The 12,688-nt window shown below is 70.7% G+C and carries 9 protein-coding genes and 2 pseudogenes; 6 read left to right on the top strand and 5 right to left on the bottom strand.

Translation table 11 applies throughout. The annotated features are described in order from the left end of the window. Nucleotides 1-81: 81 nt before the first annotated feature. Entirely contained in the window at nucleotides 82-870 is a 789-nt protein-coding gene (locus ACZ6BB_RS03045; protein WP_471613568.1) for an RNA polymerase sigma factor SigF, read from the bottom strand. A gap of 232 nt (nucleotides 871-1,102) precedes the next feature. Here ACZ6BB_RS03045 and ACZ6BB_RS03040 point away from each other — a divergent pair, with 232 nt between their 5' ends. The 3 genes and pseudogenes from ACZ6BB_RS03040 (at nucleotide 1,103) to ACZ6BB_RS03030 (ending at nucleotide 4,206) form a co-directional block, all read left to right on the top strand. Beyond that, nucleotides 1,103-2,911 carry a thiamine pyrophosphate-requiring protein gene (locus tag ACZ6BB_RS03040; RefSeq protein ID WP_471613567.1) on the top strand — a complete coding sequence of 603 codons (1,809 nt, stop codon included), beginning with the start codon at nucleotides 1,103-1,105 and terminating at the stop codon, nucleotides 2,909-2,911. 273 nt (nucleotides 2,912-3,184) lie between these two features. Continuing rightward, nucleotides 3,185-3,904: pseudogene (locus ACZ6BB_RS03035) on the top strand (IS6 family transposase). Nucleotides 3,905-3,969: 65 nt separating this feature from the next. Next, nucleotides 3,970-4,206 (top strand): hypothetical protein, encoded by a 237-nt coding sequence (locus ACZ6BB_RS03030; RefSeq protein WP_471613566.1) that lies wholly within the window; start codon nucleotides 3,970-3,972, stop codon nucleotides 4,204-4,206. A gap of 114 nt (nucleotides 4,207-4,320) precedes the next feature. On the opposite strand, the gene ACZ6BB_RS03025 is transcribed toward ACZ6BB_RS03030, so the two are convergent. From ACZ6BB_RS03025 to ACZ6BB_RS03015, 3 genes are all read right to left on the bottom strand, one after another. Then, nucleotides 4,321-5,259, bottom strand: a complete 939-nt coding sequence (locus ACZ6BB_RS03025) for a nuclear transport factor 2 family protein (protein ID WP_471613565.1) — start codon at nucleotides 5,257-5,259, stop codon at nucleotides 4,321-4,323. Between the two features lie 275 nt (nucleotides 5,260-5,534). Beyond that, the gene (locus ACZ6BB_RS03020) at nucleotides 5,535-5,993 is read right to left on the bottom strand and encodes an FAD-binding protein (RefSeq protein ID WP_471613564.1); all 459 of its coding nucleotides are present in this window, start codon (nucleotides 5,991-5,993) and stop codon (nucleotides 5,535-5,537) included. A 54-nt stretch (nucleotides 5,994-6,047) separates the two neighbouring features. Beyond that, a complete protein-coding gene (locus ACZ6BB_RS03015; protein WP_471614107.1) occupies nucleotides 6,048-7,166 on the bottom strand; it encodes an NAD(P)-dependent alcohol dehydrogenase in 1,119 nt (372 codons plus the stop codon). 270 nt (nucleotides 7,167-7,436) lie between these two features. Here ACZ6BB_RS03015 and ACZ6BB_RS03010 point away from each other — a divergent pair, with 270 nt between their 5' ends. From ACZ6BB_RS03010 to ACZ6BB_RS03000, 3 genes and pseudogenes are all read left to right on the top strand, one after another. Next, nucleotides 7,437-9,797 carry an ATP-binding protein gene (locus ACZ6BB_RS03010; protein ID WP_471613563.1) on the top strand — a complete coding sequence of 787 codons (2,361 nt, stop codon included), beginning with the start codon at nucleotides 7,437-7,439 and terminating at the stop codon, nucleotides 9,795-9,797. Nucleotides 9,798-9,935: 138 nt separating this feature from the next. Next, a complete protein-coding gene (locus ACZ6BB_RS03005; RefSeq protein WP_471613562.1) occupies nucleotides 9,936-11,117 on the top strand; it encodes a cytochrome P450 in 1,182 nt (393 codons plus the stop codon). Next, nucleotides 11,114-11,398 (top strand): annotated as a pseudogene (locus ACZ6BB_RS03000) (SDR family NAD(P)-dependent oxidoreductase); the annotation flags it as partial. The gene ACZ6BB_RS03005 and the pseudogene ACZ6BB_RS03000, both read left to right, overlap by 4 nt. Before the next feature lie 697 nt (nucleotides 11,399-12,095). Here the strand turns inward: ACZ6BB_RS03000 and ACZ6BB_RS02995 are convergent. Continuing rightward, complete coding sequence (locus tag ACZ6BB_RS02995; protein ID WP_471613561.1) at nucleotides 12,096-12,617, bottom strand: aldehyde dehydrogenase family protein; 522 nt, start codon at nucleotides 12,615-12,617, stop codon at nucleotides 12,096-12,098. Nucleotides 12,618-12,688: the final 71 nt, after the last annotated feature.

The raw sequence follows: 12,688 nt of genomic DNA, 5'->3' as shown, positions 1-12,688 counted from the left end.
GAACCGGTCGGCCGCCCACGCGGGAGCCCGTGCCCGGGAGGCGACCCGACAGGGCCCCGACCCGACGTGGCCCCCGGGCCGCTAGGAGACGTCCCGCATCACCTGGTCGCGGAGCCGGTCGCAGCACCGGCTGATCAGCCGGGACACATGCATCTGCGAGATCCCCAGTTGCTCGGCGATCTTGCTCTGGGTCATGTCACCGAAGAACCGCATGTACAGGATGGCCCGCTCCCGCTCGGGCAGCGCCGCCAGCCGGGGCTTCACGGCCTCCCGGTCCACCACGGTGTCCAGGGCGGGATCGGCGGACCCCAGCGCGTCGCTGAGCGAGTAGCCGTCCTCGCTCCCCGGCAGCTCCGCGTCCAGCGACAGCGCCGTGAAGCTCTCCAGGGCTTCGAGCCCCACCTGGACGTCCTCCTCGCTCATGTTCGCGTGCTGGGCGATCTCGGCGACGGTGGGCCGTCGACCGGAGATCGTCTGGGACAGGTCCTGGGTGGCGAACCGCACACGGTTGCGCAGGTCCTGGACCCGGCGCGGTACGTGCAGGGTCCACATGTGGTCCCGGAAGTGCCGCTTGATCTCACCGGTGATGGTGGGCACCGCATAGCTCTCGAAGGCGTTGCCGAGTTCGGGGTCGTAGCGGTCGACGGCCTTGACCAGGCCGAGCGACGCGACCTGCCGGAGGTCCTCGTAGCTCTCGCCGCGGCTGCGGAACCGCCCCGCGAGGCGTTCGGCCATGGGGAGCCACGCTTCGATGATCTGGTCGCGCAGAGTGTCACGCTGCTGACCGGGGGGAAGCGCGGCGAGGGTGCGGAAGGCTTCCGCGGTGTCGGGGGCGTCGTCATGGGGGTGGTGCTTCGCCTGGGTACGCATGGTGCGTCGCAACTCCCTGGATGGTGCTTCTGGGTTGGACGATCACCGTGGGGGCGCGGGCGTGACAAGACATGACACACCCGGGAGGGAAATCGCCTCTTCCACGGACGTGCCTCCTGTCCGAAGCACTGTTACGCGCTTGCCCCGGATCATGCCGGGCAAACACATTCGGGGTTTTTCATTCCGCCCGAGGGTGACTCGCTCGGGAGATCACACCCCTGGAGGTTCCAGTATGAGCACTACGGTCGCCGATCACATCTTGCGACGGCTGCGCGCATGGGGAGTCGAACAAGTATTCGGCTATCCGGGCGACGGCATCAACGGGCTGCTCGCGGCCTGGGGACGGGCCGAGGACCGGCCCCGCTTCATCCAGTCGCGGCACGAGGAGATGTCCGCGTTCCAGGCCGTCGGCTACGCGAAGTTCTCCGGCCGGCTCGGGGTGTGCGCGGCGACCTCGGGCCCCGGCGCGATCCACCTGCTCAACGGATTGTACGACGCCAAGCTGGACCATGTGCCCGTGGTCGCGATCGTCGGCCAGACGCACCGCAGCGCGATGGGCGGCTCGTACCAGCAGGAGGTGGACCTGCACACCCTGTTCAAGGACGTGGCCTCGGACTTCGTCGAGACGGTGACCGTGCCCGAGCAGCTGCCGAACGTTCTCGACCGGGCGATCCGCACGGCGTACGCCCGTCGCGCGCCGACCGCCGTCATCGTCCCCGGTGACGTGCAGGAGCTGGAGTACTCACCGCCGACCCACGAGTTCAAGATGGTCCCCTCCAGCCTGGACCGCGGCTCCTGGACGGCGGTGCCCTCCAGGGAGTCGGTCGAGCGGGCCGCCGAGATCCTGAACGCCGGGGACAAGGTCGCCGTCCTCATCGGGCAGGGCGCCGCCGGGGCCCGCGCCGAGGTCGCGCGGATCGCCGAACTGCTCGGCGCGGGCGTCGCCAAGGCGCTCCTCGGCAAGGACGCCCTGAGCGACGAACTGCCGTACGTCACCGGCTCGATCGGCCTGCTGGGCACCCGCCCCTCGTACGAGCTGATGCGCGACTGCGACACGCTGCTGACCATCGGCTCGTCGTTCCCCTACTCGCAGTTCCTGCCGGACTTCGGCAAGGCGCGGGCCGTGCAGATCGACATCGACCCGCACATGGTCGGGATGCGCTATCCGTACGAGGTGAACCTGGTCGGGGACGCGAAGGCGACGCTGGAGCGGCTGATCCCCCTGATCGATCCGGAGCGCGGCCGGGAGTGGTACGACGAGGTGTGCGCGGCAGTGGCGCGCTGGCGCGAGGTGACGGCGCGCCGGGCGGAGCTGTCGGCCGACCCCATCAACCCGGAGCTGGTGGCGCACACCCTCGACGCGCTGCTGCCCGCGGACGCGATCATCTCCTCGGACTCCGGTTCGACGGCGAACTGGTACGCCCGGCACATCACCATGCGGGACGGCATGCGCGGTTCGCTGTCGGGCACGCTGGCGACGATGGGCTGCGGGGTGCCGTACGCGATCGGCGCGAAGTTCGCGCACCCGGACCGTCCGGCGATCGCCCTGGTCGGGGACGGCGCGATGCAGATGAACGGCATGGCCGAGCTGATCACGGCGGCCAAGTACCAGGACCGCTGGGAGGATCCGCGGCTGGTGGTGGGCGTCTGGAACAACCACGACCTGAACCAGGTGACGTGGGAGCTGCGGGCGATGGGCGGCGAGCCGTCGTTCCTGCCCTCGCAGGAGCTGCCGGACGTGCAGTACGCCGCCTTCGCGCGTTCGCTGGGGCTGACCGGCATCCGGGTGGAGAAGCCCGAGGACGTCGAGGCGGGCTGGCGCGCGGCCCTGGCGGCGGACGGCCCGGCGGTCGTCGAGTTCGTCACCGACCCGGCCGTGCCGCCGATCCCGCCGCACGCCACCTGGGAGCAGATGGAGGCCACGGCCGCCTCGATCCTCAAGGGCGACGCCGACCGGGCGTCCATGGTCAAGCAGGGCTTCAAGGCCAAGATGCAGGAGTTCCTGCCCGGCAACCAGGCCAAGGACCGGGGCGGCTGTTGAACGGCACTGAAGAGTTCAGTTGCGCACGAAACAGTTCAGGATGAGCCCCTGCCGAGCTGGCCGGACCACTCCTCCCGGTGTATGGCGTCAACCGAATCGCTTTGGCCCAGGCCTGCGGCATCATGGGCTCGGGCTGCAGCGCAGCAAGGATCTCAGCCACTGGCGCTCACTCCGCCGTCTTCGGCCTGGCTGACGAAGACGTCCTCCGGGCACTGTCACGTTGGCTGACCGGTGGGATGATCTTCGGGTCGATCAGGCTGGGAGGGGTCGTTTGTGGGGAGTGCGTCGCTGTCGTACCAGGGGCACCGGTACCCGGCCGAGGTGATCTCCCACTGTGTGTGACTGTACTTCCGTTTCCCGCTGGCGTTCCGCGAGGTCGAGGAGCTGATGCTCGAGCGCGGGATCGTCGTCTCCTACGAGACGGTCCGCCGCTGGTGCGCCGAGTTCGGGCAGACCGACGCCAATGCGCTGCGCCGCCGGCAGCCCCGGCCCGGTGACAGGTGGCACCTGGACGAGGTCTTCATCAAGATCAACGGGCGATTGCAGTACCTGTGGCGGGCCGTCGGCCAGGACGGCAACGTCCTGGACATCCTCGTGCAGGATCGCCGGGACAAGGCCGCGGCCAGGAGATTTTTCCGCAGGCTGATGAAGAACACGGGTGCGGTGCCGCGGGTGATCGTCACCGACAAGCTCCGCTCCTACGGCGCCGCCCGCCGCGAGGTCATGCCCTGCGTCGAGCACCGCCAGTCGAAGTACCTGAACAACCGGGCGGAGAACAGCCACCAGCCGACCAGGCAACGCGAACGGGCGATGAAAGGCTTCCGCTCCGTGGGCGGAGCGCAGCGGTTCCTCTCCGCGTTCAGCGGCATCACGCCCCACTTCCGACCCCGCCGCCATCTGACGTCCGCACAACGCCACCGCGCAGAGATGACCGTCCGCTTCGCCGTCTGGGAGCACATCACCGGCGTTGCCGGTCCCGCCGCCACGGCCTGACCACAGCCCGGAACCGGGCTCCACCACACCACGACGCACCATCAGACACCTACCCACCCAACAACGTGACAGTGCCCTACAGCCTGTACCTCGGCCGGGGCGACCTCGGCCGCATCATCCTCGACCACCTGACCCGGCACCCGCACGCTCAGGTCCTGTGGAAGGCCGGCTGCAAGGTCGACCACGTCGTCCTGGCGGACCGGGGCATCACCGGCAACGGGCATGCGGTGATGGTCGAGAAGAACAACGCCGAGACCCTCGACGTCGTGATCGGGTGGGCCGTGGAGCACACCGGTGGCTGAGGATCCGGCCACGACGGCGGCCCCGGCACCCCGTTCGCAGAGGGGGCCGGGGCCGTCGTCCGGGCGATGACTGCCACAGCACCGGGGCGGCGGGGCGGACAGCCCCGCGGCCGGTCAGAACATGGTGTTGTCGTTGGCCGACGTCTCCGGCACGTTCTGGGACACGTCCCAGTGCTCGACGATCTTCCCGTTCCGAACGCGGAAGAGGTCGACGATGGCCTGGCCGCGGTCGCCGGGCACGTTGACGTAGTGGCTGTGCACAGCCACCAGATCGCCCTCGGCGATCACCCGCTTCGGGGAGACCGTCAGCTGCGGGAAGGCCCCGAAGTATCCACCGAGCCCTTCCTTCGCGCCTTCCACGCCATTGGGGACGTTCGGGTTGTGCTGGTGGTACTCCGGGCCGAAGTACCGGTCGAGCGCGGAAAGATCCTTGTTCACCAGCAGTTGATCGAAGGCCTTGGTGACCAGGGCCTTGTTGGCCGCGGTGCGCCAGCGCGGCCCCGGGTTCTCGGTCCGCGGCCGACTCTGGGTCGAGAACATGTCGTTGCCGTTGACGGAGGTCTCCGGCACCTCCTGCCCGACGTCCCAGTGCTCGGCGATCTTCTTGCCCTGGAAGCGGAAGATGTCGACGACCGCCGTGCCCCGCGTGCCCGGGGTGAGGATCACGTTGGAGTGCGCCACCACGAGGTTGCCCTCCGCGATGATCCGCTTGATGTCGTACTCGGCGTCGGGGAACTGTCGGCTGATGGCCGTACCGAGGTTCTTCAGCGCCTCGGTGCCGTCCGGGGCGAGGGGATTGTGCTGGATGTAGTCCGGGCGTACGTAGCGGTCGACGACCTCGCTGTCGCCCTCTTCGAACACGCCCTTGAGGACCCGTGCGACGACGGCCTTCTGATAACCGAGGTGAGCGCTGTCACCGTAACCCCCGGAGGCGGCCTGTCCGGTGGCGACCGAGGGAGTGGCCGAAGCCGTGGGCGCGGCGGCTCCGAACAGGGCGACGGCCGCGCATGCGGCCATCAGGGTCCTGGCTCCGGGGGCCTTGATGGTGGTCATTGTGCTCTGTTCTCCGAATCATGTGGGGGCCGACGCAGGCACAAATAGATTCTTACTTGAATTTTCAAGCTGCACTAACTCCAGGGTAGCGCTAACCTTCAGTAAGTTTCAATGCAGCTCTGCGATCTCCGGCCTCTCAGCAGAGGAACCCCGCACCGTCCACATCGGCCAGCGGGGTGCGCCCCTCGCGGACGGAGTCGGCGGAGACCGTGGGCAGGCGCAGGGTGGCCTCGCTGTTCGCGGGCACCAGCGCGTCGTACGCGAGCGTCGTGCCGTCAGACCGCCGCGGCGCCGTCCTTCACCGAGTACTGCCGGGTCCGCCTGCATGACGTACGAGCCGGTTCCGGCCCCCTGCTCGTCCTGCTCCACGGCTGGCCGCGCGCAGGTCGGGAGCGACGACGATGTGGCCGGCGGCGAGCTCCGCGAGGACAGGGCGCCGGCACAGGGCGGTCTGAGCCGCCGTAGCCGTTGTTCCTGCCCGTGGAGATGGCCGAGAGCGGGACTCCGTAGCGGTTGGCGACGCGGACGACCTCCTGCACCTGATCGGTGTCCCGCGGGGAGACCACCGCCGAGGCGAGGTGGGCGTCGGCGTCGCCCACCGGGTACGGATCGCGGAAGCGGGCCAGTTCGGCCTCTCCCGTGCGGACGAACTCGTCTCCGACGACGTCCCGGAACGCCGTGAGGGCCGAGGTGAAGTCCTCGTCGCTGACACCGGGGGGAAGGATGCGGGGCATGTCACTCCTCGTGTGCGCGGGGATGGCCCGGCGCTGTGATGGGCTCGGGAGGCGTCAGTCGGCGTCGAACAGGAGGACGGGCTTGATCGTGGAGCCGTCGCGGGCATCCGCGACGGCTTGGTTGATCTCGCTGAACGGGTAGGTCCTGACGATCTTCTCGAGGGGCAGTCGGCCCTGTCGGTGGAGTCCGGTGAGCAGGGGGATCAGCGACTCGGGGTCCGCGTCGCCCTCGGTGACACCGACGACCGAGCGTCCGACGAGCATGTCCTGGTAGTCGAGGGCGAGTTCGGTGCCGGGTGCGGTCGCGCCGACGGCGGCGGCGCGACCGAGGGTGCCGAGGGCGTCGACCGCGGTACGCAGGACGCGCATGTCGGCGGTGGTGTCGACGGCGTAGTCGAGCCCGGTGCCGTCGGTGATCCCGTCCAGGGCCTTGGCGACGTCCTCGGTCGCGGGGTTGATCCGGTGGGTCGCGCCCAGTTCGAGTGCCACGTCGAGGCGGTGGTCGACCAGGTCGACCGCGATCACGGCGGACAGCGGGCTCAGCGCCGCCGCGGCGATCGCGGCGAGGCCGACGGCGCCCGTGCCGAACACTGCCAGCGTGCCGCCCGGTTCCGGCCGAAGCACGTTCAGCACGGTCCCGGCACCGGTCTGGATGCCGCAGCCCAGCGGCGCGATCAGGTGCGCGGGGAGGTCGCTGTCGACCTTGACGACACTGCGTTCGTCGACGACGGCCCTGGCGCTGAGCGAGGACTGGCCGAAGAAGCGCCCGCCGAGAGCGGTTCCGTCGCGGCGGATGGTGGGGGTGCCGTCGGGGCGGGTGCCGTTGTTGAAGATGTTGGCGGGCAGCCAGGTCGCGCAGTAGGCGGGGTGCCCGCCGCGGCACCGGCGGCACCGCCCGCAGGAGGTGAAGGACAGGGCGACCGAGTCGCCGGGCGCGACGCGGGTGACCGCCGGGCCGACCGCCTCGACGACCCCGGCACCCTCGTGGCCGATCACCCCGGGCAGGGGGAAGGGGATGTGGCCGGCCTGCACGCCGAGGTCGGTGTGGCACAGGCCGGCCGCGACCATGCGGACGAGCACCTCGTCCGCTCTGAGGTCGTCGAGCTCGACCTCTTCGAGGGTGAAGGGCCGGCCGGGCCCTTCCAGGACGGCGGCGGTGGTTGTCGTGAGCATCATTGCCCCTCTGAGCTCGTGCGGACGCGTCACAGCGACGGTGCACAGCGACCGTGGCAGGGGGGCCACTCGTGCCGGAGGGGTGGATTACCCGATGCGCTACCCGATTGACGGCCCCTGCCGGCCGGGCCTGTCCGGGGGACGCCGGCGCACTCGGCAGGAGTCTCATGCCGGCCTACGTCATTCGTCGCGAGTGGGGCCGTACGGCAGCGAATTCCGCTGCCGGCCTCTCGATTCATTCCGGTGGGCGGTGCCAAGGTGACTCTCGTCATGGACGAGACGCACGAACAGAGGGCGGCGCGGCCCCCTGGCAACCTGCCGGTCATCGCGAGCAGTTTCGTGGGCCGCCGACGTGAACTGGCCGACGTCAGGCAGCGGATGGAGGCGTCCCGGCTGCTGACACTGACCGGCCCCGGAGGCGTGGGCAAGACACGTCTCGCGCTGCGGGCCGCCGGACTCGCCCGGAGGGCGTTTTCGCACGGGGTGTGGTTCGCCGACCTCACGGCCGTCGACCACCCCGACAGGCTCGCCGACGTCCTGGCGGCGGCCCTGGACATCAAGGACCAGTCCCACCGGTCGGCGAAGGAGCAGGTGACCGACCATCTGGCGGACCGCCGGCTGCTGGTGGTGCTGGACAACTGCGAACACCTCGTCACCGCCTGCGCGGGACTCGTCGACCACCTGCTGCGCCGCGCACCGGGACTGCGCGTACTGGCCACCAGCCGCCAGCCTCTGGGCATCCCGAGTGAACACGTCCTCATGGTGGATCCCCTGCCGGTGCCCCTCGGAGAAGCATCCCCGGCGGCCGAGGTGCTCGCCGGGTACGAATCCGTCGCGCTGCTCGTCGACCGGGTGACCGCCTTCCGGCCGGACTTCAGCGTGCGCGACGACAACCGCGAAGCCGTGGCCCGCTTGTGCGCCCGCCTCGACGGCCTTCCGCTCGCCATCGAACTGGCCGCCACCCGGCTGCGGTCCCTGTCCGTCGAGCAGGTCGCCGACCGGCTCGACGACCGCTTCCGCCTGCTCACCCTGGGCAGTCCGGCCGCCGTGTCACGACAGCAGACGCTGCGGGCGCTGATGGAGTGGAGCTACGACCTGTGCTCGGAGCAGGAACGGCTGCTGTGGGCCGGACTGTCCGTCTTCCCCGCCGAGTTCGACCTGGAGGCGGCCGAGGGCATCTGCGCCGGGCCGGGCATCGGCATCGACGCACCCGACGTCCTCGACCTGGTCGACGGACTCGTGGCCAAGTCGGTGCTGTCGGTACGCCCCGACCTGCCGCGGGCGCGCTACCGCATGCTGGAGACCATCCGGCAGTACGGTCGCGGCATCCTCGCCGACAGCGGCCTCGAACACGACCTCCGCCGGCGGCACCGCGACCACTACCTGCGCCTGACCGTCCGCTCCTGTGAAACCTGGTGCGGTCCCGGCCAGGCGGAGAACCTCGCCCTCCTGCGCATGGAGCGGGACAACCTGGAGGCCGCCATCGACTGGTCGCTGTCCGAGCCCGGTGAGTCCCGGTCGGCGCTGGCCCTGGTGTCGGCGCTGCGCTACGAGTGGACGGTCGGCGAGCGGCTCGCGCCGGGCCGGCGACGGCTCGACCAGGCCCTGACGGCCGCGCCCGAACCCACACCGGAACGCGGGCAGGCCCTGTGGGTCGCCGTCTGGACCGCGTTGCTGCAAGGTGACCGCGACGCCGCCGCGGGCTGGCTGGAGGAGTGCGCCCGGATCGCCGAGAAGCACGACGACGACCACCTCCGCGGCCATGTGCTGCTGCTGTCGGGCAGTACCGCCCTGTTCGCCGGCGATCCCGCCCGGGCCGCCCGGCACTACGCGGAGGGCATCGCGCTCATGCGACGCCGGCAGGACGTCGCCGCCGTGCTGTGGGGGCTGTTCCAGCACACCATCGCCCTGTCCCTCAGCGGTGACAGTGCCTCGGCCCGGGCGGCCGGCGCCGAAGCGGTCCGTATCGCGCGGGAGCGGGGCGAGACCTGGGCCCGGTCGGAGGCGATGTGGGCGTGCGCGTTCGACCGCTGGGTCACGGGAGATCAGGACGGCCAGGACGCCGATGTCGCCGAGCTGGCGCGGGAGGCACTCGACCTGACCCCGAACGGCAACCAGCTGGGCATGGTGCTGGACATCGAACTCCTCGCGTGGATCGCCGAGTCACGCTCCCGCCACGACGAGGCCGCACGCCTGCTGGGGGCCGCGGCTGCCCTGTGGGATTCCCTGGGCACCGGGATCGAGGCGTTCGGTCCGGCCCTCACCCGTCATGCGGACCGCTGTCGCGCCGGAGCGAAGTCGGCCCTGGGGCGATCCCGCTTCGACGCTCTGGTCCAGCAGGGCCGCGCCCACCCGATGGACATGCTCCGCCTGCCGAGTGCACCGGCCCGCTCCGCTGCGCCCGACCGGGCGGGCGTAGGGGAACTCACCCGCCGGGAACACGAGGTGGCCCGGCTGATCGCCCAGGGCCTGACGAACAAGGCCATCGCCGGTGAGCTCGTGCTGTCCCCGCGCACGGTGGACGGGCACGTGGAGCGGCTCTTCGACAAGATCGGCGTCAACTCACGGACCCAGGTGGCCGTCTGGCTTGCCCGGCAGCGTCAGGGAGCTCGTCTTCCGAACGACCCGTGACACCGGGACCGTACAGCCGGGGCGGTGGTACGCGAATCGGGTACCCACCCCGTAGAACCGCCCTGTCCCCGCCGCTCGCCGGGCATCGACGATCGGGGTCATCGTGCACCGCTGCCGACCTGATCGAGGGAGATCACGATGACCACGGCCGCACATCCCGCCTCCGCCGTCGACCTGTTCACCGACGAGGCTCTCGCCGACCCCTATCCGCACTACAAGGCGCTGCGCGGCCTGGGGCCCGCTGTCCACCTCACCCGTCACGACCTGTGGTTCGTCTGCCGGTACGAGCAGGTGCGCGCCGCCCTCGGCGACTGGCGGACGTTCTCCTCGGCACGGGGTATCGGTCTCAACGACGACTTCAACGGCGCGTGGGACGGTGCGCTGATCCATCAGGACCCGCCCTCGCAGACCCAGCAGCGCAAGCTGTTCACCGAACGGCTGTCGCCGCGTGCGCTGCGGTCGGTGGCCGAGAACATCGACCGGCGTGCCGAGGAACTCGCCGCCGCCCTCGTCGAGCGCGGCGACTTCGACGCCGTCACCGACCTCGCCCAGGACCTCCCCATCCACGTGATCATGGACCTGATCGGCTGGCCGCAGGAGGGACGCGACGAACTGCTGGACATGGCGGCCGGATGGTTCGACTCCGGTGGTCCGGCGGGGGCCCGCACCTCGGCCGCCGAGCCGAAGGTGCAGGCACTCATGGCGTATCTCAGCGAGGTCGTCGCGAAGGAGGACCTGGTTCCGGGTGGGTTCGGCTGGAGCGTCCTGGAGGCCCACAAGCGGGGCGAGATCCCCGTCGAGGGCGCGACCGGACTCCTCGCCGGGTACGTCGTCGCGGCGTTCGACACCACCGTCTCCGTGATCTCCAGCGGCGTCTGGCTCTTCGCCCGCCACCCCGAGCAGTGGGAGGCGCTGCGCGGTGAACCCGCGCTCGTTCCGGCGGCGTTCAACGAGATCGTGCGCATGGAGAGCCCGATCCAGGTGTTCTCCCGCGTCACCACCCGCGATGTGGACCTCGGCGAAGGTGTCGTGATTCCGGCGGGCGCCCGGGTGATGCACAGTTACGGCTCCGCCAACCGCGACGAGCGGCACTACACCGACCCCGACCGCTTCGACATCCGACGCAACCCCCTGGACCATCTCGGCTTCGGCTTCGGCAACCACGCCTGCGCGGGCCAGGGCCTCGCCAAGCTCGAAGCGCACGCCGTCTTCAAGGCCCTCGCCACCCGCGTCGAACGGATCGAGCTGACCGGGGAACCGGTCCGTGCGCTCAACAACATCACCCGCGGGTTCAGCAGCCTGCCCGTACGAATCCGCTGACACCGCCGGCCACGCACGGCCGGAATCGACGCCCGCCGAAGCGATCAGGCAAGGGTGTCCTCGCCGGCCCGAACCTGAGCGCCTGCGCCGCCTCCAAGTGGGCCGTGGAGGCGCTGTCGGAGTCGCTGGCCGCCGAGGTCGCCGGGCAGAACATCAAGGTCACCATCGTCGAGCCCGGCCCCTACTCCACCGGCTGGCCCGGCTCCTCCGCCGCCACCTCCACGCCGCACCCCGCCCGCGAGGCCTCGGCGGCCGGTCTGGAACTGTCCGGCCTCGGGGATGCCAAGGCCGTCGGCCCCGCCCTGCGGCAGATCGTGGATGCCGAGAACCCGCCGCTGCGGGTCTTCTTCGGTACGCCACCCGTGCAGTGGGTGAAGGACCACCGGGTGGATCTCGCGACCGGTGAAGGCAGGGGGATCCACTCGGGGCTGGGCCGCCAGACGATCGGGCTGAAGCTGGACGCCTGGGGCCGACTGTTCCCGGCGGGTGGCAGCAGCGGCGAACTGCGCGTCGTCAACGCCCACACCGGTGAACTGCCCGCCTCCCACAGGGTCGGCGGGGACGCGAGCTTCGTCAACGATGTCGTGCTCACCGAGGACGCCGCCTGGTTCACCGAGTCCTTCGGCGCACGGCGGTACCGGATGCCGCTCGGGCGGCGCGGCCGTCCCGATGAGCCCGAGACGGTCGAACTCGGCGGCGACCGGATGCGGTCCGGCTTCACTGCCGACGGCATCGCCCGCACCCCCGACGGCAGCGGCCTGCTCGTCACCAACGCCGCCGCGGGCGGTGGTTCACTGATGCGTGTCGACCCCCGCACCGCTGTGGCCCGACAGGTCGACCTGGGTTCGACGACGCTGCCCGGCGGCGACGGGCCGGCGCTCGCCGGCCGCACCCTCTACGTGGTCCAGCCGACGCCCAACCAGGTGGACGTCATCCGGCTGAACCGGTCGGGAACGCGTGGTACCGCGATCGGGGTGATCAGGGACGACCGTCGCCAGCGGCACGGTGGGCGGGGGCTTGACGACGGCGGTGTTCCCGGCGAGCAGCGCGTACGGCAGACTCGCTGTGCAGCGGAGGGCCGTCGAGGTGTCGCACCCGGTCCAAGGTGTCGACGAGGTCGAGGGCCGCCCGCGTGCGCGCGACGAAGACCCCCATCTCCACCTGGCTCTCGAAGGCGATCTTGCCGTTCTCCCGGGTCATCAGGGCCGCGCGGTCGGCCGCGCTGTCGTCGAGCAGCCCGAGTGCCTCTTCCATGATCTCCGCACGCCGCCGGGCGGGCGTGGCCGCCCGGCCGAGGAAGGCGGCGTCGGCGGCGGCGACCACCGCGCGGGTCTGCTCCTGGGTCGCCGCCGCGGCGTACCCGACGATCCGGTCCGGGGCGGCGGGATCGCGGACTGCCGTGTAGCTGTCGGTCTCGACGGTCTTGCCGTCGATGAGCAGTCCGGTCCGCACCGTGGCGCTCGGCGGGTTCTCTGATCTGCTGCCTACTTCTTGGGACATGCGGCTCTCCTGGCGGTGGTGTCTCCTGGTAGTGGTACGCGCACGCGGCCCATGGTCGACCGCGCCCCCCT

Source organism: Streptomyces sp. NPDC041108, from assembly GCF_055592645.1.
Note: the sequence above shows the minus strand (reverse complement) of the source record. Positions and strands in the feature narration are given on the sequence as shown.

What these genes read in the sequence shown, in the direction of transcription:
- ACZ6BB_RS03045 (WP_471613568.1), bottom strand. Translation starts at nt 870, where the DNA reads ATGCGTACCCAGGCGAAGCACCACCCCCATGACGACGCCCCCGACACC.
- ACZ6BB_RS03040 (WP_471613567.1), top strand. Translation starts at nt 1,103, where the DNA reads ATGAGCACTACGGTCGCCGATCACATCTTGCGACGGCTGCGCGCATGG.
- ACZ6BB_RS03025 (WP_471613565.1), bottom strand. Translation starts at nt 5,259, where the DNA reads ATGACCACCATCAAGGCCCCCGGAGCCAGGACCCTGATGGCCGCATGC.
- ACZ6BB_RS03020 (WP_471613564.1), bottom strand. Translation starts at nt 5,993, where the DNA reads ATGCCCCGCATCCTTCCCCCCGGTGTCAGCGACGAGGACTTCACCTCG.
- ACZ6BB_RS03015 (WP_471614107.1), bottom strand. Translation starts at nt 7,166, where the DNA reads ATGCTCACGACAACCACCGCCGCCGTCCTGGAAGGGCCCGGCCGGCCC.
- ACZ6BB_RS03010 (WP_471613563.1), top strand. Translation starts at nt 7,437, where the DNA reads ATGGACGAGACGCACGAACAGAGGGCGGCGCGGCCCCCTGGCAACCTG.
- ACZ6BB_RS03005 (WP_471613562.1), top strand. Translation starts at nt 9,936, where the DNA reads ATGACCACGGCCGCACATCCCGCCTCCGCCGTCGACCTGTTCACCGAC.
- ACZ6BB_RS02995 (WP_471613561.1), bottom strand. Translation starts at nt 12,617, where the DNA reads ATGTCCCAAGAAGTAGGCAGCAGATCAGAGAACCCGCCGAGCGCCACG.